The organism is Bradyrhizobium sp. PUT101 (genome assembly GCF_052043945.1).
In the GTDB taxonomy this organism is placed as follows: domain Bacteria; phylum Pseudomonadota; class Alphaproteobacteria; order Rhizobiales; family Xanthobacteraceae; genus Bradyrhizobium.
Genome location: NZ_CP197207.1, coordinates 4,353,422 through 4,371,829, shown reverse-complemented (window position 1 = coordinate 4,371,829; position 18,408 = coordinate 4,353,422). Strand labels below are relative to the sequence as shown.

At 66.4% G+C, this 18,408-nt stretch carries 17 protein-coding genes and 1 tRNA gene; 5 read left to right on the top strand and 13 right to left on the bottom strand.

Annotated features, from left to right (window positions below):
• Positions 1 to 110: 110 nt before the first annotated feature.
• The 6 genes from ACSHT2_RS21165 to ACSHT2_RS21140 all read right to left on the bottom strand — a co-directional run bounded on the left by ACSHT2_RS21165 (position 111) and on the right by ACSHT2_RS21140 (position 7,072).
• Entirely contained in the window at positions 111 to 905 is a 795-nt protein-coding gene (locus tag ACSHT2_RS21165; protein WP_440636293.1) for a glutamine amidotransferase, read from the bottom strand.
• Between the two features lie 116 nt (positions 906 to 1,021).
• Positions 1,022 to 1,801 carry an SDR family NAD(P)-dependent oxidoreductase gene (locus ACSHT2_RS21160; RefSeq protein WP_440636291.1) on the bottom strand — a complete coding sequence of 260 codons (780 nt, stop codon included), beginning with the start codon at positions 1,799 to 1,801 and terminating at the stop codon, positions 1,022 to 1,024.
• Positions 1,802 to 2,023: 222 nt separating this feature from the next.
• Positions 2,024 to 2,512 (bottom strand): TerB family tellurite resistance protein, encoded by a 489-nt coding sequence (locus ACSHT2_RS21155; protein WP_440636289.1) that lies wholly within the window; start codon positions 2,510 to 2,512, stop codon positions 2,024 to 2,026.
• Positions 2,513 to 2,833: 321 nt separating this feature from the next.
• Positions 2,834 to 4,243 (bottom strand): adenylate/guanylate cyclase domain-containing protein, encoded by a 1,410-nt coding sequence (locus tag ACSHT2_RS21150; RefSeq protein WP_440636287.1) that lies wholly within the window; start codon positions 4,241 to 4,243, stop codon positions 2,834 to 2,836.
• A 50-nt stretch (positions 4,244 to 4,293) separates the two neighbouring features.
• A complete protein-coding gene (locus ACSHT2_RS21145; RefSeq protein WP_440636285.1) occupies positions 4,294 to 5,664 on the bottom strand; it encodes a cytochrome P450 in 1,371 nt (456 codons plus the stop codon).
• Positions 5,665 to 5,698: 34 nt separating this feature from the next.
• Positions 5,699 to 7,072 carry a hydrolase gene (locus ACSHT2_RS21140; RefSeq protein ID WP_440636283.1) on the bottom strand — a complete coding sequence of 458 codons (1,374 nt, stop codon included), beginning with the start codon at positions 7,070 to 7,072 and terminating at the stop codon, positions 5,699 to 5,701.
• Between the two features lie 136 nt (positions 7,073 to 7,208).
• Here ACSHT2_RS21140 and ACSHT2_RS21135 point away from each other — a divergent pair, with 136 nt between their 5' ends.
• A complete protein-coding gene (locus ACSHT2_RS21135; RefSeq protein ID WP_440636281.1) occupies positions 7,209 to 8,897 on the top strand; it encodes an MFS transporter in 1,689 nt (562 codons plus the stop codon).
• Between the two features lie 46 nt (positions 8,898 to 8,943).
• Here the strand turns inward: ACSHT2_RS21135 and ACSHT2_RS21130 are convergent, their stop codons facing one another.
• Together ACSHT2_RS21130 and ACSHT2_RS21125 are read right to left on the bottom strand one after the other, a co-directional pair.
• Positions 8,944 to 9,156 (bottom strand): hypothetical protein, encoded by a 213-nt coding sequence (locus ACSHT2_RS21130; protein ID WP_440636279.1) that lies wholly within the window; start codon positions 9,154 to 9,156, stop codon positions 8,944 to 8,946.
• A 169-nt stretch (positions 9,157 to 9,325) separates the two neighbouring features.
• The gene (locus tag ACSHT2_RS21125) at positions 9,326 to 9,634 is read right to left on the bottom strand and encodes a hypothetical protein (RefSeq protein ID WP_440636277.1); all 309 of its coding nucleotides are present in this window, start codon (positions 9,632 to 9,634) and stop codon (positions 9,326 to 9,328) included.
• A gap of 253 nt (positions 9,635 to 9,887) precedes the next feature.
• Here ACSHT2_RS21125 and ACSHT2_RS21120 point away from each other — a divergent pair, with 253 nt between their 5' ends.
• A complete protein-coding gene (locus ACSHT2_RS21120) occupies positions 9,888 to 10,943 on the top strand; it encodes a polysaccharide deacetylase family protein (protein WP_440636275.1) in 1,056 nt (351 codons plus the stop codon).
• A gap of 140 nt (positions 10,944 to 11,083) precedes the next feature.
• Here ACSHT2_RS21120 and ACSHT2_RS21115 read toward each other — a convergent pair whose 3' ends face one another.
• The 5 genes from ACSHT2_RS21115 to ACSHT2_RS21095 form a co-directional block, all read right to left on the bottom strand.
• Positions 11,084 to 11,470 carry a hypothetical protein gene (locus tag ACSHT2_RS21115; protein WP_440636273.1) on the bottom strand — a complete coding sequence of 129 codons (387 nt, stop codon included), beginning with the start codon at positions 11,468 to 11,470 and terminating at the stop codon, positions 11,084 to 11,086.
• A 148-nt stretch (positions 11,471 to 11,618) separates the two neighbouring features.
• Positions 11,619 to 11,694: transfer RNA gene (locus ACSHT2_RS21110), tRNA-Thr, on the bottom strand.
• Between the two features lie 99 nt (positions 11,695 to 11,793).
• The gene (locus tag ACSHT2_RS21105; RefSeq protein WP_440636271.1) at positions 11,794 to 13,554 is read right to left on the bottom strand and encodes a heme biosynthesis HemY N-terminal domain-containing protein; all 1,761 of its coding nucleotides are present in this window, start codon (positions 13,552 to 13,554) and stop codon (positions 11,794 to 11,796) included.
• A 36-nt stretch (positions 13,555 to 13,590) separates the two neighbouring features.
• Positions 13,591 to 14,829: a COG4223 family protein gene (locus ACSHT2_RS21100; protein WP_440636269.1), complete on the bottom strand. Its 1,239-nt coding sequence runs from the start codon at positions 14,827 to 14,829 to the stop codon at positions 13,591 to 13,593.
• 65 nt (positions 14,830 to 14,894) lie between these two features.
• Complete coding sequence (locus ACSHT2_RS21095; RefSeq protein ID WP_440636267.1) at positions 14,895 to 15,641, bottom strand: uroporphyrinogen-III synthase; 747 nt, start codon at positions 15,639 to 15,641, stop codon at positions 14,895 to 14,897.
• 151 nt (positions 15,642 to 15,792) lie between these two features.
• On the opposite strand from ACSHT2_RS21095, the gene tsaD reads away from it, so the two are divergent.
• The 3 genes from tsaD (at position 15,793) to ACSHT2_RS21080 (ending at position 18,381) form a co-directional block, all read left to right on the top strand.
• On the top strand, positions 15,793 to 16,866 hold the full coding sequence (gene tsaD / locus ACSHT2_RS21090) for a tRNA (adenosine(37)-N6)-threonylcarbamoyltransferase complex transferase subunit TsaD (protein WP_440636265.1): 1,074 nt from the start codon (positions 15,793 to 15,795) through the stop codon (positions 16,864 to 16,866).
• A 2-nt stretch (positions 16,867 to 16,868) separates the two neighbouring features.
• Positions 16,869 to 17,849 (top strand): NAD(P)H-dependent glycerol-3-phosphate dehydrogenase, encoded by a 981-nt coding sequence (locus ACSHT2_RS21085; RefSeq protein WP_440636263.1) that lies wholly within the window; start codon positions 16,869 to 16,871, stop codon positions 17,847 to 17,849.
• Between the two features lie 118 nt (positions 17,850 to 17,967).
• Positions 17,968 to 18,381 (top strand): EVE domain-containing protein, encoded by a 414-nt coding sequence (locus tag ACSHT2_RS21080; protein WP_370117339.1) that lies wholly within the window; start codon positions 17,968 to 17,970, stop codon positions 18,379 to 18,381.
• Positions 18,382 to 18,408 lie beyond the last annotated feature (27 nt).

The following is an 18,408-nucleotide window of genomic DNA, read 5'->3' as shown; positions in this document are numbered from 1 at the left end:
GGTTTGCGGGCGCAATTTCGCGCGCTCGTTGGCAGCGAACCTAGCATATCCGCGGAAGAGGCAAGGACTTGCGCCAAGGACCTGCGCCAAGGGCCTGCGCGAAGGCGCGATCACTCGGCGGCTTGCGCCAGCACCGGCCGGCGCGCCAGCCAGCCATTGATGAAGTGATCGAGCCAGGCGCGTTCGGCGACGTCGTAGACGGCACGATCCGCGAAGTGATGATGCCGCTGCCGCGCACCGGGCGCGCTCAATCCGTCATAGCCGCGCGTGGTCCAGCGATGCATCATCGCGTAGGTCACATCGGGATGAAACTGCACGCCGAAAGCATTGCCGGAACGGAACGCCTGCACCGGAAAATCATCGCCCTCGGCGAGCAGCTCGGTGCCCTCAGGCAGCTCAAATCCCTCGCGATGCCAGTGATAGACCTGCGCCGGCCAGTGCGGGCAGAGCGCATGGCCCGCGGCGGTCGGCCTGATCGGGTAATACCCGATCTGGGTCACCGCCTCCGCATGCGGTGTGACGCGGGCCCCGAGCTGCATGGCCAGCATCTGCGCACCCAAGCAGATGCCGAGGAACGGCCGCTGCTCGCGGAGCGGAATTTCGATCCAGTCGATCTCGCGGCGGATGTAGTCATCGGGATCGTTGGCACTCATCGGGCCGCCGAAGATCACGGCGCCGGCATGCTGATCGAGCGTCTTGGGCAGGGGATCGCCGAAGCGCGGACGGCGGATGTCGAGGCGGTGGCCGAGCGCGCGCAGCGCATTGCCGACGCGGCCCGGTGTCGAGCACTCCTGATGCAGGACGATCAGAACCGGCAGCCGGGTTTCAGAGGCGGCGGCGCTCGGCGCCCTCCGTGGGAAGGCTACCACCTCTGCGCCACCAAACCTGTCCGTCCGGAACGACATGGCCTCTGCGAGTGCTATCGGTTCAGACCGCCAGCATAGCTAAGCGATGGTTAACATCGTGTGAGTTCGCGCACATACGTGCGATACTGAAGCAAACTCCGGGCCACTATGGGCTTCTAGTGCCTTTGCCTTTGAAACCGGCTGGTCGCCGCAAGGATGAAGCCGCGCGGGAAGAAACGCAGCGCGAACGGCACAATCTTGATCCCCAGACCGGGCAGCACTGCCCGTTTGTTGGCCATCAGGCCACGATACGCCTCCCGCGCAACTTCGGCGGCGGAGACGTTGAGAACGGCCGTATCATGTTGCGATCCAACGCCGGCGCGCGCCTGGAACTCGGTCGGCACCGGACCCGGGCAAAGCACGGTGACGCGGACGCCGCGCGGCGCAAGCTCCGCCCGCAACGCTTCGGTGAGGGAGATCACATAGGCCTTGGACGCGTAGTAGACGGCCATGCCGGGGCCGGGCAGGAAGCCGGCGACCGATCCCACATTGAGAAGACCGCCCTTATTCCTGATGAGCTGATCGGCAAAGCGCAGCGACAGATCCGTCAAGGCACGGACGTTGACATCGACGATGCCGAGCTGCGCGATGCGATCGCGCTCGATCGCGTCGCCAAACACGCCGAAGCCGGCATTGTTGACGAGATGGTCGAGCTCGACGCCTTCGGTTGCAAGAGCTGCCGCGATCGTCTCGCCGGCATCCGCTTTCTCGAGATCGCAGGCGATCACGATCGGCTTCTTGCCGCCCTTGGCAGCGAGCTCGTTCGCGAGCGTTTCGAGCCGATCCGCCCGTCTCGCGGTCAATGCGAGGCGGTGTCCATTGGCGGCAAACACACGCGCCAGCTCCATCCCGATGCCCGCCGAAGCACCAGTAATCAGCGTTACCCGCTCAACCACGATCGAAGTCTCTTGAATCCAAGTTTTTTCGCCCCGCAATGGCGGAACGAGAGCATAGGCCGTGCACAACAGGCAAGCGGCACGGGCAGCATGGCCGCTTGAGCAGAACGACAGGCCGCGCTGAAAAACCGTTGATTTGCAGGCGCATTCGGCGCCGGCGACCAATAAATTAAAGTTTCGTCATGTGTCCGTGCAGGCCGCGATTCGCGCGGTCCAGCGCCGTCAGCCACCGACGGCGCTATCCTTGACCGGACCACCGGCACGTTCCGCGACCGCGTGCTTCAGCTCGATCCGGTCGCGCTGGGAAATCCCGAGCAGGTCGGAAGCACGCCAGACGACATTGTCTTCGAACTCGCTGACTTGGCCGTCGGCATAGACCAGCTCCCACATCATCCGGACGATGCGCTTGCGGCCCTCTTCGTCGAGCGAGCGCATGATGACGCTGGTGAAGTGATAAAGGTCAACCGCCTCGCCCTCGACCTGGGTGGCGTCCACGATCAGACGATCCGCAGTGCCGCGATCGAGCCCGAAATGGCTTTCGATCAGGCTGTGCAGCTTGCGCTGTTCGGCCGGGCTCGGATGGCCGTCCAGCGAGACCACGTGGACCAGCAGTGCAGTGGCCGCCAGCCGATAATCGCTGTCGCCGAATGCGCGGTCCGAGGCTTCAGAACCGACAATGTCGGCGATGAATTGACGTAAGCCGTCGAGCATAAGGTCCTACCGAGATGACGACAGCCGCAAGGTGCGCGGCTGTTACCGGCATTATATGAGCGGGAAACTCGACCGGCGCAACGTGCGTCAGTGCCGCGCTGCATTACGTTTCGGCAATCTGGGCCGTCTCGTTCACCGCCATGGCCGGGCTTGTCCCGGCCATCCACGCGTCACCACCGAGAAAGACGTGGATGCCCGGGTCAACACCGGACATGACAACAGAGAGTGTGGCGCACATCCGCTTCCACGACGCCATCGTGAGCGCTGCGAAGCTTCGCTGCGCCCGCAATGACGGAGTGCGTAGCGACCACCTCCCGTCCCTTACGGTATCTCGTACACCACCATCTTGTCGGCGATGCCGCGGAGCGCAGCCTGCTTCTGGATCGGCTTGATCGCGCGCCGCTCGAGCACTTCGGCCACCGCCGGAGCGTCCAGCACCGGACCGGTGATGTGGATCTCCTGCGCAGTCGACAGGCTCTGCACGCGGGCAGCGATGTTGACGGTCTGGCCGAAATAATCCTGCCGCTCGTTGAGCATCACCGCGAGGCAGGGACCTTCATGGATGCCGATCTTGACGATGAGATCGGCGGTGCCGCGCTTCTTGTTGAGCTCGTCCATCGCCGCGCGCATCCGCAGGCCCGCGACGATGGCGTGCTCGGGGCGGACGAAGGTCGCCATCACGGCATCGCCGATGGTCTTCACCACCGCGCCCTTTTCGGAGGAGATGATCTCGAGCAAGGCATGAAAATGCGCGCGCACGAGATCGAAGGCGGCGAGATCCCCGACGCGCTCGTAGAGCGCGGTCGAGCCCTTGAGATCGGTGAACAGGAAGGTCAGCGAGGTGATCTGGAGGCGCTGGTCGAGACTGAGATTGTCTGCCTTGAAGACATCGCGAAAGGTCTGGTTCGACAGCATCCGCTTGGCGGTGAGGAACGGCTTGCGCTTGCCGATGAGGTGGTGAAGCGCCTCGGCCGCAATGAACACCGACGGCAGCACGCGCACGCCGGCCTGGTTCTCCAGCGACAGCCGCAGCGGGCCCGGCCGCATGGTCGTCGTCCCCGTCGGAGCCTGGACCTTGTTGTACATGATGGCGAGCTGCTGGCGATCCCTGGTCGGCTCGCCCTGGACGTCGATGAAATGAGCGGCATGCGTCACCGGCTCGAAGATGATGACGAAGTCGTTCGGCAGCTGCAGCGACATGGTCGCTTTCTCGCCGGCCGGCAGCTCCAGCGTGTCGAGCGTCACCTCGCTGGTCAGCGTCGCAAAGGATTCCTTGTTGAAGTCGACGCCGGAACTCCAGAACACCTGCTTGAAATATTCCCAGACCGGAAGCGTATCGGGATCGTGTGCCGCGATGCGCCGGACGCGCGGGTTCACGGTGAAGGAGACCTCGACCTGGTCGTCGACGGAGGCCCTGTAGCCGCAGGCGCAGAGCGCACAGTGATAATCGTCCGGCTTGAGCGCCTTCAGCGTCGAGTGGGCGCCCAGCACGCCGCCGCAGCCCGGGCACAGCACGTTCCAGCCGAGGTCGAACAGTCCGAGCCGCGCCGAATGCAGGAACGCCGAGATCACGCGCTCCTCGTCGAGGCCGTGCTGGCCGGAGAAATCGAGGACATTGACGCGGTTGAGCTCGTGATCCTCGCCGTCCTCGATGAGACGCACGATCGCATCGACCACCTTCGCATCGGCGGTCTGCTTCAGAACGGAAAACTGGGCCTGGACGTCGCTCATGGCGGGCCTCTATCTAGGGTGGATCACGCCATCGGCCAGACGAGCGCCTGTCACCGACGCGTGATGCGGAACATGGGTGAATGGTCCGGCTGGGTCGTGACGACACCGAGCGGGATCACGGGATTCGCCGGGTCGGCAAGCTCGACACGGAATGCGCCGATCAGCCGGGCCAGGGCCAGCACGGATTCGGCCTGGGCAAACGGCGCACCGATGCAGACGCGCGGGCCTGCGCCGAACGGCAGGTAGGCAAAACGGTCCGGCACCTCTTTCGACATGAAGCGTTTTGGAATGAACGCGTTCGGCTGATCCCACAGCTTCTCGTGCCGGTGCAGCAGCCAGGGCGCGATCATGATGATGTCACCCTTGCCGATCTCGACACCGGCCGCATTGTCCTTCTCGCGCGCGGCCCGCGCGACCAGGAAGGCCGGCGGATAGAGCCGCATGGTCTCGTCGATCACGGCGCGGGTGAATTTCTGGCGATCGATGTCGGCCATGCTGTCGAGATGCTCGCCGCGGGTCTCGGACGCCACCTCCTCCTGCGTATCGGGATCGAGCGCCAGCAGATAGAGCGCCCAGAACAGTGCCGTCGCCGTGGTCTCGTGACCGGCGAGGATCATGGTCGCGACCTCGTCCACGAGCTGCTCGTCCGAGAAGCCCTTGCCGGTTTCGGGGTCGCGCGCCTCGTCCATGAGATCGAACAGGTCGCGCGGCGGCGCGCCGTCCTTCTTGCCGGCCGCACGCCGTTCGGCGATCAGCATCGCGACGAACTCGGTCCAGCGCTTGCGGAAACGCGCCCGCGCAAAATCCATCGGGCTCGGCCAGGACACCGGCAGCACCATGTCGAGGAGATACGGGCGCCCCAACCGCGCCGCATATTCCATGATGAAGTTGCGCAAGGTCGCGCCATGCCGGTCCATGCCGAACGAGAACATCGTGCGCCCGGCGATCTCGAGCGTCATGCGCTGCATGACCTCGCGCAGATCGACCGGCTCGCCGGTTCGCGTATCGAGCTTTGCGATGGTCTCGTCGAGCACCGCCGTCATATGGGGGACGAGATTTGCGGTGGCGCGCGGCGTGAAGGCCGGCGCGAGGGTGCGGCGCTGAAATGTCCAGGAATGACCTTCCGCGATCAGAAGGCCGTCGCCGAGCACCGGCCGCAGCATGCGGATGCCGGCCGGCGTGCGCGTATAGTTCTCGTAGTTGCTGAGCAGAACGTGCCGGATCGCGTCCGGCTGGTTCAGGATGAAACTGTTGCGGAAAAAGAAGCGGCCCGGGACGACCTCTTCCTCATAGGCACGCTGCCCCCAGGTCGCGATCATGTTTTGCCGGATCACCGCGAGACGGCCAAAGAACGACATGTCGTCGGGCGCACGCGGAGGAGCCGGAGGGATGATGGGCCGACGCACGCTGGCGATATTCATGGCTCTCTCCCGCAGATGTGTCGCAGCTAAACAGCTAATAAGTCAGCTCGGCGATCGCAATCCTGTTCTCGGCGGCAGGCCAGGCGCGCGCCACGATCCGTTCTTCGCCAAATTGGGCCACGATGTTAAGCCCGATCTCGCTGGCCGGAAGCCGCAGGGTTGCTGCCGCATCCGTGGGCACGCCCGGCTTGACGTCGGCCGGCTCCTTGCCATCAAACAGCACCACGTCCCGCGGCAGGCCGAAATAGCCGCGCGGCCGCGACATGATCACGACCGCCCCCGCGTCCTTGTCCGCCGGCCCGAGCGGGCGCGCGGCCCGCAGGTGCACGACGTCGGACGAACGCGGGAACGGCGAGCGATAGATGTGCGTGGTCGGCGCGCCCGGCGAGGCCAGGACGAATTCGAGCGACCAGGCCGGATCGACCTGCGCCGGTCCCCAGCGGCCGTCGGCAGCGGTCTTTGCGCTGTGCAGCGCGCCACCCTTGCGCTCTCCGGTATCAGCGTCGACACGGAAGACATCAACGGTTGCGCCCGCGACCGGACGATTTGTTGGCACACCGCCTGGCGTTCCCGTGACAAGCCCGCTCAGCTTCACGCTGGTCTCCGGCACGATCGCGATGCGGGCGGGCTCGCGGCCGGCGATGAACTTGTAGATCTCCCGAAATGCGCGAGGATGAAACGCCACCTCGCGATGATCGAGCGCGCCGAGCACGAGGTTGGTGGCGCCCTTCAGCTCAGGCCCCTCGGCGGTCACACCGGTCGGCGTGCCAGGCTTGCCGATGAAGCGGCCGTCGGCTTGCGCATATTTGTCCATGCCGTCGCTGCGCAGGGTGAGGAAGCCCACACCGGGCGTCACCTCGCTCTCGCCCTCGTTCAAGCCGCGCAGGAATGTGCCGCGGCCGTTGAATTCGTTGTTCGGCTGGTCATCGGTCGCGAACACGCCGTGATTGGGCGTGCCACACAGGACGGCGTGGCTGACATCGCCCGCACCGCCGTTCCTGATGATGTTGCGAATTGCATAGCCGCCGCGCGAGCTGCCGACCAGGGCCACGCGCGCCGCCCCGGTCCGGCGCTTCAATTCAGTGATGGCGGCGGCGAGCTCGCGGCGCTGGTCCTCGGTCGAGGAGCGGTTCGCCTGTTCCACCTTGTCATCGCTGCGCGCCAGGGGATCGGTGAAATTCATCGCCATCATGCGCTCGCGGGCGATGCCGTTGGATTCCATCCGCCACAGGGTCGTCATCCAGAGCGCATCGTAATCGCCATTGCCATGAACGAACAGGACCGGCGGCACCTCGGTGCTCGGCGTTGCGGCAGGCGCGGTCTGGGCCATCGCGCCGGCCCGCATGCTCGCAACCGCGAAAGGCAAGCTGCCAACGCCCTGCAGGATCGTCCGTCGCGACAGCTTCATCTGTTACTCCCCGGCAAACCGCCTCTTTGCACCGCTTATAGCGGCGTAACCACTGGACAGCGAAGGACTTTCGCGGGCATCACTGAATTTACCGGAATCGCCAGGACCACTTCTACCAGCCCATATGGAAGGGGATATGACCGAGCAGCCGAACCGTCAGAGAATGGCCACCGACGGCATCACTGCGCCCCTGCGGTACACATTGTTCCGGCGCATCTGGCTCGCCAGCCTGCTCTCCAATCTCGGCCTTTTGATTCAGGGCGTTGGCGCAGCCTGGGCGATGACGCAGATGGCGGCGTCGGCCGATAAGGTGGCGCTGGTGCAGACCGCCTTGATGCTGCCGATCATGCTGATCTCGATGCCGGCCGGCGCCATCGCCGACATGTATGACCGCCGCATCGTCACCCTGGTCTCGCTGTCGATCGCGCTGATCGGCGCGAGCGCGCTCACCGTGCTGGCCGGCCTCAACCTGATCACCCCCGAATTGCTGCTCGTCTTCTGCTTCATCGTCGGCAGCGGCAATGCGCTGTTCGGCCCGGCCTGGCAGTCCTCGGTTAGCGAACAGGTGCCGCCCGAGGCATTGGCGTCCGCGGTGGCGCTCAACGGCATCAGCTACAACATCGCGCGCAGCTTCGGTCCTGCGGTCGGCGGCGTCATCGTCGCTGCACTCGGCGCCGTGGCCGCGTTCGCCTGCAATGCGATCCTCTATCTGCCGCTGCTGGTCGTGCTGCTGCTCTGGCGCCGCAGCACTGAGCCCTCGCGCCTGCCGCGGGAAAAGCTCAACCGCGCCATGGTCTCGGGCGTGCGCTACATCACCAATTCGCCGCCGATCAAGATCGTGCTGTTGCGCACGCTGGTGATGGGTCTGATCGGAGGCGCCGTGATGGCCTTGATGCCGCTGGTCGCACGCGACCTCCTGCACGGCGGCGCGCAGACCTATGGCATCATGTTGGGCGCCTTCGGCATGGGCGCGGTGATCGGCGCACTCAACATCCACGAATTGCGCAAGCGCATGAGCGGCGAGGCCGCGATCCGCGCCTGCACCATCTCGATGGCCTTCGCGATGGCCGCCCTCGCAGTGAGCACCGAGCCGGTGCTGACGGCAACGGCGCTGGTCTTGGCCGGCGCGGTCTGGATGGCTGCGATCGCGCTGTTCAACATCGGCGTGCAGCTGTCGGCGCCGCGCTGGGTCGCGGGCCGCTCGCTTGCGGCGTTCCAGGCCGCGATCGCCGGTGGCATCGCGATCGGCGCCTGGGGCTGGGGCCGTCTCACCGACTATGCCGGCGTCGAGATCGCATTGCTGACGGCGGCCGGCCTGATGCTGATCTCGCCGGTGCTCGGCATCTGGCTCACGATGCCGCGCGTCGGCGCCCGCAACGAGGATGCGGACATGCTGGCCGATCCCGAGGTGAAGCTGTCGCTGACGGGGCGCAGCGGGCCCCTTGTGGTCGAGATCGAATATCGCGTCGCGCAGGAAAATGCGCGCGCGTTCCACAACGTGATGCAGGACGTGCAGCTCTCGCGACAGCGCAACGGCGCCTATGGCTGGTCGATCGCGCGCGACATTGCCGATCCCGAATTGTGGACCGAGCGCTATCACTGCCCGACCTGGTTCGACTACCTGCGCCAGCGCAACCGCTCGACCCAGTCCGAACGCGCGCTGCATCAGCAGGCGATCGATTTCCACATTGGCCCCGGGCCGGTGCGGATCCGCCGCATGCTCGAGCGTCCATTCGGCTCGGTGCGCTGGAAGGACGACACGCCGGACCGCGCCAATGGCGAGGTGCTGCCGGTGGTCGCGACCGCTGCGGGCAGCAGCACGTAGGTGCCCGTCATTCCGGGGCGCGCGACGCGCGAGCCCGGAATGGCGTTTACTGCCCGTGTTCCGTCAGCACCTTGTCGCATCCCTTGCTCAGCCGGGTGCGGTGCTGCTTCAGGCAAGCGAGCACGGCTGCATCGCCATTGTTCATGACGGCGCGGCAGAAGCGCGTGACGTCGCGCGCGCAAGCGGCTTGGCCCAGCTGCTGCGCCGATGCGCCCGATGCGCACATGAGCAAAGGGATGATGAAAAGAAATCTGGTCATCGCGTAATGCCTCTTACCCGGAAAGATGTGCGGGCGAAGCTAGTGCGACCATCCAGGGGCTGCAACGGCTTTGTGGCCGGGCGGGACGAGGGCGGCCGCGGGGGCCCGGCTTGACGCCGGGCCCATCGCGAGGGGAGCTGACCGACGCAACGATCTCGGTTGCGCGCTCTTACTGCTTGTCCTGGGCGTCAGCGACCTTGCGCGAGGCGCCCTTGGCGAGGTTCTTGTCCATCACCGCGCGGCAGCCGGCGCTCAGATCCGAACGATGCTTGATCATGCACGCCGTGATCTTCGGGATGTTGGGGATCTCCGCGGAGCACAGGCGGAAGGCATCGCCGGTGCACATCTGCTGCGCCTCGGCCGAGAAGGCGAAGCTCGCGCTCGTCGAAGCGATCGAGACGATGGCGGCAAAGCCCAGAGCCAGGCTGGTGTCGCGGATCTTGCTGGTAAACGACTTGGTGTTCAGAGACCTGGTCATTTGAAGCTCCCATTGGCACCGCGCAGAGCGGGCCGGTTGTCGATGGGAGCCACGATGCTCCGGCAAAACCGTTTCCACTGTGATGACGCTCACGGGAGAGCCATCCTCTGTGATCCCGGTCACTTTGGCGTACCCCGCTGAAATTCCTCCACAGCCGCCGTCGTGTTGGTGTCACGTTAACTCTTACTTCGCATTAATGGCTGGTCGCGCGGAAAATTCCGCCGGGTTGGTTGCGTAATTGGAAAGAGTAGCGATGCGTAATGCGTTGGGCCTGATGCTGGCCAGTGTAGTTGCGGCGGTCGTGATCGCCGCCGGCGGTTGGTTCTATTATTCCGCGCGCGCCGACCAGGGCGCTCCCAAGACAGTTGCCGCCCGTGCCGCCGATCAACTGCCGGCACAGGCGAAGCTCGCCGCCAGGGACGACGTCGAGACCACCGCGACGATCGCCGCCAAGCCCACGGCAGCCGCTCCGGCACCTGCGCCCGCCCCGGTCATGCCGATGCAGCCGAAACAGGCCTGCGCCAATCCGAACGCATTGGGCGTGTCCCGCGTCGTCGAGATCGACACGACAGGCGGCCCCGGCTTCGGTTTCGAGCACTTCAAGCAGTTCGACTTCCTGACCGACAAGGAGGTCGTGCTGACCTTCGACGACGGTCCGTGGCCGGTCAACACGCCCGCGGTGCTGAAGGCGCTCGCGGATGAATGCACCAAGGGCCTGTTCTTCTCGGTCGGCAAGCACGCGACCTACCATCCGGAAATCCTGAAACAGGTGCTGGCCCAGGGCCACACGGTCGGCACGCATACCTGGTCGCACGTCAACCTCAACAGCAAGAAGTTGACCGAGCAGCAGGTCATGGACGAGGTCGAGAAGGGCTTCAGCGCGGTGAGATTTGCGCTCGGCACCAACCCGGCACCGTTCTTCCGCTTCCCGCAGCTCCAGCACAATCCCGCGATCGTGAGCTATTTCGGCACCCGCAACGTCGCGATGTTCTCGACCGACATCGACTCCTTCGACTTCAGGAAAGGTGCGACGCCGGAGAAGATCGTCGAGACCGTGATGACCAGGCTCGACAAGCTCGGCAAGGGCATCATCCTGATGCACGATTTCCAGAAGCACACCGGCGAAGCCATGCCGGCGCTGCTCGCGCGGCTCAAGGCCGGCGGCTACAAGGTCGTGCAGATGAAGGCCAAGGCGACGCTCCAGACGCTGCCGGAATATGACGAGGCGCTGATGAAGGACATGAAGGTGCCGACCGCAGGCACGAATGCACGTCCGATCTCGAGCGTGGTGCAGACGGTGTCGCAGTAAAGCGCGATTGGTCCAATCCAAAACTCTTGCGTCATGGCCGGGCTTGTCCCGGCCATCCGCGTTTTTGGATCAGGCGCGAAGACGTGGATGCCCGGGTCAAGCCCGGGCATGACGGCGAGATCGGGGTAAAGGTCTGCCGCTCACCAATAGATGCCGTGGCGACGCAGCTCGCTGATGATGCGGCGCTCGGTCCAGCTGCGCTTGTGCTTCGGCCTGTCTGCCCTTGCCGTGGTCCTGGCGGCGGGATTGATTGTCTTGACCGGCGCCGGAGTCGACGGCGCCACCGTCGGAGCGGTCGCAGCAGCCGGCGCGGAGAGCGACACCGCCGGCGGACGATCGGAATATTTCGGAGCCTCCGTAGCCGGCGCGGCTTCGCTCACCTGCGTCGTGACAGCGGTCGCCGACATCGTCGTTTGCGGAGCGGAGCTCCGTTCGCCTGCCGCGGCCAAGGACAGACCGCGGGAGCCGCCTGCCTGGGCAGACGCAGAAGCCAGGAGCATGGCGGCAACCAGAATGACCTTGCGCATGTGAAGCCTCCCCGTGTTTGCGTGCCGGGTACGTTAGGGGGGTCATCTCTGAGCTTATGTGATCGCGATCACCCAGCTGAACGAGCCTTCATGAAGGCTGACGCGCTGGTCAAAACGCCGCGCTTGCGGGGATCGGAAATCCAAATGCTGGTGCCGCAAGAGGGATTCGAACCCCCGACCCCGTCATTACGAATGACGTGCTCTACCGACTGAGCTATTGCGGCGACCCTGCCGGGACCTGGGCGATGCCGGCCCCGATACGCGCGCTCCTGATATCGGGCATGGCCCGAATTGGCAAGGACAAGCGGGAGGCGAAATTCGCCTCACGCGCCCCAGCGGGACCAGAAGCCGCGCCAGCCGCCGGCCTGGGCCTTCGGCGTGCCGATTTGTTCCGTAAACTCGTCGCTCGGGCCGTCGTCGTCGATGCCGGGGTCATCCGGTGCGCGGACGATCGGGATGACGGCCTGGATCGGCGCCGATGCCGGCTTGCCGAGGTCGGCCCGGGTCCGGAATACCGGCGTTTCCGCTTGTTGCGATGATTCGGCCGGAGCCGGAGCCGGATTCACCGGCTCGGACGGCGCGACCACCAGCTCCTCCTTCGCGGATTCCGTGGCAACCTCTTGGGCCTGGGGGGGCGAATTGTCCTGGGCGGCCGGCGTTGACACCGGGGCCGTCACCGGCGGTTCCACCGGCGCCTCGCTGGGAGCGGCGGCCACCCGCTTCGGCGGCGGAGCGGCCAGCATGGCCTCCTCGAAGGCCGAGGATTCGATCGTGGCGCCCCGGTCCGAGGGCAGGCTGGCGACCGGCGTCTGCCACTGGAACGCATCGAGGCGGCCGGTGACCGGGGAGACCGGACGCCAGCGGTCGCTGACATAGCCGTCCGCCGTCCAGGCGGGATCGAGGCGGGCGCGCACCGCGCGCAAGGTCCAGGCGCGGGCGCGGCCGCCGTCGCCATGCTCGGTGCGCTCGATCTCGGCCATCAGCAGCGCGACGCGCTGGGTCGGATCCTTGAGATAAGGCGCGAGCACCTCGCGCGCGCGGGCGAACTCCGAGGCGTCGATCGCAGCACGTGCGATCGCGAGCTGCCCTTCGATATGACCGGGCTTGTCGGCTGGCGTCTTCGCGGCGAGGGTCTCGACCCGCTGCAAGCGGTGCCAGGCGGTATCGCCGAGCTTCACATGCGCATAGGCATCCGCGAGATCGGGATGCGGATTGGCGAGCCAGGCGGCTTCCACCAACTTCATGGCGCGGCGCACCTGATGCGCCTCGCTCTCGAATTTTGCCGCGAGCACCGCCGCCGGCACCAGGGTCGGCGCGAGCTTGATCGCCTCCATCACGCTCTCGCGCGCGACGTCGCGATCCATCGTTTCCAGCTCCAGCGCGCGCGCGGTGAGCAGGACGCCGCGCTGCCGGCGATAGGCCTGCTTGTCGATCAGGCCTGCGGACCGATTCGAATCGAGAATCGCGAGCGCGCCGCTCCAGTCGCCGCGCGCGCAGCGGAAGCCGAGCACCGCATGCGAGGCCCAGGTCGACGATGGCGACAGCCTGATCGCCTCCTCCGCGATCATCACCGCGCCGACCGCATCGTCGGCGCGCTGCGCCTCGATGAACAGGCCGCGCAGGCCGAGCAGCCGCGTGTCCTCGCGTTCGGCCATCACGCGGAAGACGCGCTGCGCTTCGTCGCGATTACCTTCGAGCTGCGCCGACTGCGCGTGCAGCAGCAGCGCGAGCGGATCGTTCGGCGCATGCCGCCGGGCCGCGTCGGCGTGACGGCGGGCGAGCGCGGAATCGCCATGGCCGATCGCGAGCAGGCCATGGGTGATGGCGTGGCGGCCGCGGGCCTGGCGCTTCTCGTGCCGACGGCGGCGCAGGCGCCCCGGCGTGCGCCAGATCATCGTCAGGATGCTCCAGGCCAGCACGACGGCCACGGCAAACAGGCCAAGCAAGAACACGAACCTGGGCAGCGTCGTCGAGATTCTGAAACCACCCGCAGTCAGGACGAGATCGCCGGGCTGGTCGGCAACCCAGGCCGCGCCGGCCGCTGCCAGTGCGATCAGGACGAGAAAGAGGACGATGCGAAGCATGGCGATCCCTATACGCGCCGATTGTTGCGCCAACCTTTACTGAAGAGGCTTGACCGGATCAGATTTGGCGAGATCCGCCATGGCATCGTCGGCGAATTTGCGGGACGCGGCGAGCGCGGCGTCGCGGGCATCGGCTTTGTCGAGCCAGGCCTGCGCCGGGGCACGATCGGCCTCAGGCAGAGCCTTGAGCTCGCGCCGCGCTTCCGCGAAATCGTTGCGAAGCGCAGCCGCCGTCATCCGCGCAACGATGGCGCCACGATCGTTGCCGACCCCGTCGGTACGTTCGATGCGAACGAGCTTTGACGCGCCGGCCTGGAGACGCTCGACAATGCCGGCATCGCTCGCCGGAGCTTCCGCAGGCGGCGACAGCTTCGGCACGATGTTGAGGAGCTCGCGGCTCAATGCGACCGGCGTCGGAATGCCGGACGACGCAAACGCGTCGAGCGGCTTCAGCATGTCGGGCTTGGCCGCCAGCGACCGCGCCGCGGCCAATTGCGATTGATAGGGATCGCCGTGGCGAACGGCGACGTCGAGCAGGGCCGCCGCCACCACGTTGCGCAGCGGCTTGTCGTCCACCGTCATGGCGGCGGCGATCTTCTCGCTTTGCTGCGCGAGTTCGGCGCGCTCCGTCTTGCTGGCGCGCTCGAGCTGAGCGATGCGGTCGATGACAGCGGCAAGATCAGGTGCTGCAGCGGGCGACGCCACTTTCACGTCGCTCAGGGCGCTCGCAGTCTTGTCGGACTGCGCGCGCAGATTGGCAATGTCGCTGCGCAGGCTGCTTGCGGATTTCTCCAGCGCGTCGATCCGCGCCGCCATGGCCGGATCGGCCGCGGGCCGGCCGGCCCTGGCTTCGACCGCAGCAACGCGTGCGCTCAGCGCATCGACTGTCGCACTGGTGACCTCCGGCGCGGCGGGCGGCGCTTGGACCGCGGGCCAGCCCAGCATCCAGCCGACCGCGATCACGACCGCGGCTGCGACAGCGCCGGAGAACGGCGCAATGACCCAGGGGGAAATCGGCGCCGACACGGGTGCGGCCGCCACGGAAACCTGCTCCTCTGCGGACCCGGACTGAGGCTCGGCCTTGACCTCCTCCGACCCGGGTTCTTCGAACCTGGCCTGCTCCTGCGCAGCATGCTCGGACGCCTCAGGCTCGCCCGCGACCTGCTGCGGCTGGGTCGAAACTTCAGTCGCCTCAAGATCGATGGTGGGCGGGGCGCGCTTGGTACGACCCGTCTCGGGCGCCAATCCAGCGTCTTCAGGCTTGTCGTCGGCCATCGTGACGGTTCCTCACACTTCCATTACCCGGGTGAACCAGATTGCGTCAGATTCGGCCTGACCTCTTACGCCAAACGGGTGCGCAACGCACGCTCCAAGGTGTCGAATAGGGCACTTTCGTCCGGCGTTGCGGCCACCAGAACCCGTGACGCGCCGGCGTCGCGCAGCACGCTCGCAACCGTCTCGGACAGGCAGCAATGCGGGATGGCCAGCGCCGAGATTTCGACGCCTTCGTCCCGCGCCGCATCCAGGAACGCGCGTGCGCTGCGCCGGGAGTAGTGCAGCACCGCCTCGACCCCGTGCGCGGCAAAGCCCTCGCAGACCTCGCGCGGCAGATGCTTGACCGGCGCCATGCGATAAGCGGTCTGCGTGACCACGCGGAAACCCTCCGCACCGAGCTCGTCGCCGAGGTCGCGCGACAGATCCGCGCCCGCGAGATACAGCAGCGTGCTCTTTTTCTTCAGCACCTTGTCGCGCGCGCTCTGCATCACCTTGTCGCGCAAGGAAGCAGCATCGCCGCCGGCGACGATCACCTCGGCAAAACCGGCCTCGCGCGCCGCAGCAGCCGTATGCTCGCCGACCGCAAACAACGGCAGCTCCAGGAGACCAAGCTCCGGCAATTGCGGCGCGATGGCGCGGATCGCGTTGGCCGACGTGACGAGAACGGCACCGTAGGGAGCTTCACTCTCGTCCTGGAAGGCGACCGGCTCGAACTTGAGCACCGGCGCAAGCAGCACCGCATGCCCCCGTGCGCGCAGACTTTCCGCCGTCGCCTCATTGTCGGGATGCGGCCGTGTGACAAGAATGGACATCGCTGGTGTTCCCGAACCACGTGGCGGTGACGCATTGACCTGGACGGTTGCGCGTGACGATTGCGCAAGCCGACCCCGGGATGCTACCGGACGTACCAGAACTCTGCTTTACGGATGGGCGCAAGGGCGCAAATTGGATAACAATTCGCCAATGCTGGTGCTGGGCATAGAAACCACCTGCGACGAGACCGCCGCGGCCGTGATCGAGCGCGCGCCTGACGGCAGCGGCAGGATCCTGTCCAACATCGTGCGGTCGCAGATTGAGGAACACGCCCGCTTCGGCGGCGTGGTACCGGAGATCGCCGCGCGCGCGCATGTCGATCTGCTCGACGGCATCATCGACCGCGCCATGCGCGAGGCCGGCATCGGCTTTGCCCAGCTCGATGGCGTCGCGGCCGCCGCGGGGCCGGGCCTGATCGGCGGCGTCATCGTCGGGCTTACCACCGCAAAGGCGATCGCGATGGTACATAACACGCCGCTGATCGCGGTGAACCATCTCGAAGCGCATGCGCTGACGCCGCGCCTCACCGACGGAATCGAGTTTCCCTATTGCCTGTTCCTCGCCTCCGGCGGCCACACCCAGATCGTCGCGGTCACCGGCGTCGGCCAATATGTACGGCTCGGCACCACGGTCGACGACGCGATCGGCGAGGCCTTCGACAAGGTCGCGAAGATGCTGGGACTGCCCTATCCGGGCGGACCGCAGGTCGAGCGTGCGGCGGCAGGCGGCGATGCCGCGCGCTTTGCGTTTCCGCGGCCGATGCAGGGACGCCCCGATGCCAATTTCTCGCTGTCGGGATTGAAGACGGCGGTGCGCACCGAAGCGGGCCGGCTGGCTGAGCTCACGCCGCAGGACATCAGCGATCTCTGCGCGAGTTTTCAGGCCGCCGTGCTCGACTCGACCGCCGACCGGCTGAGCGTCGGCTTGAAACTTTTCCGCGAGCAGTTCGGCGCGCCGCGCGCACTCGTGGCCGCCGGCGGTGTCGCCGCCAATCAAGCGATCCGCGGCGCTCTGCATGACGTTGCAAGGCAGGCCGGGACGCAACTGATCATGCCGCCGCCTGCGCTCTGCACCGACAACGGCGCGATGATCGCCTGGGCCGGCGCCGAACGCCTCGCGCTCGGCCTGACCGATACGATGGACGCGCAGCCGCGCGCACGGTGGCTGCTCGACGCCAGCGCGACGGCACCCGCGGGTTACGGCAACACCCGGGCGGGATTTTAGTGATGGCCGCGCTGCAATCCGTCGCAGTGATCGGCGCGGGCGCCTGGGGCACAGCGCTGGCGACGGTGGCAGCGCGCGCCGGGCGGAGCGTCACGCTCTGGGCTCGCAATGCCGAGCATGCCGCGCGGATTGCGTCGAGCCGCGACAATCCGCGGCTGCCCGGCGTTCGGCTTGCTCCGGAGATTGTTGTCACGGGCGAGCTGGCGCTCGCCGCGCGCGCCGACATGCTGCTGATCGCAACGCCCGCGCAGCATCTGCGTGGCGCGGTCAACATGCTGGCCTCGCACCTTGCAAGGTCGGTACCGATCGTCGCCTGCGCCAAGGGTATCGAGCACGGCACCCATAAATTCATGACCGACGTGATCGCCGAGGCCGTGCCGCACACGCAGCCGGCGATCCTGTCGGGCCCGAGCTTTGCCGACGACGTCGCGCGCGGCCTGCCGACGGCAGTGACCCTGGCGGCAAGCGATGAGACGCTGGCGCGCGCGCTCGTGCAGGCGCTAGGCTCGCCGACGTTCCGGCCCTATCACTCCACGGACGTCCGGGGTGTCGAGATCGGCGGTGCGGCCAAGAACGTGCTGGCGATCGCGGTCGGCATCGCCGTCGGGCGCAAGCTCGGCGCCTCGGCACAGGCTGCGCTCACGACCCGCGGCTTTGCAGAACTGACGCGCCTTGGCCGCGCGCTCGGCGCGCGGAGCGAGACGCTCACCGGCCTGTCCGGTCTCGGCGATTTGATCCTGACCTGCGCGAGCCCGCAATCGCGCAACTTCGCGCTCGGACTTGCGCTCGGGCGCGGCGAGCAACCTCCGGCCGGCAAGCTCGCCGAGGGCGAGTTCACGGCACCTGTGCTGATCGAACTCGCAGCTTCGCAAAACATCGAGCTGCCGGTATCGGAAGCGGTCGCGGCGATCCTGAGCGGCCGAAGCACGATCGATGACGCGATCTCGGGGCTGATGACGCGTCCCTTCAAGGCAGAGGAATGACGTCTTCTCGTCATGCCCGCGCTTGTCGCGGGCATCCACGTCTTGATATTGAACTGGTGACAAAGACGTGGATGGCCGGGACAAGCCCGGCCATGACGAATGGATAGGGCGCGTTGTCATGAACTACTGGCTCGTGAAATCCGAACCGTCGGTGTGGTCCTGGGACCAGCAGGTCGCGAAGGGCGCCAAGGGCGAGGCCTGGACCGGCGTGCGCAATTTCACCGCGCGCCAGAACCTCGTGAACATGAAGAAGGGCGACAAGGCATTCTTCTATCATTCCAATGAGGGCAAGGAGATCGTCGGCATCGCGGAGATCATCAAGGAGGCCTATCCCGACCCGACCGACAAGACCGGCAAATTCGTCTGCGTCGACATCAAGGCCGACAAGCCCTTGAAGACGCCGGTGACGATGGCCGCGGTCAAGGCCGAGAAGAAGCTCGCCGACATGGCGCTGGTGAAATATTCGCGGCTCTCGGTGCAGCCGGTGACGGCGGAGGAGTGGAAGCTCGTCTGCAAGATGGGCGGGATGTAAATCACCGCTGCCGAAGCCCGGATGGAG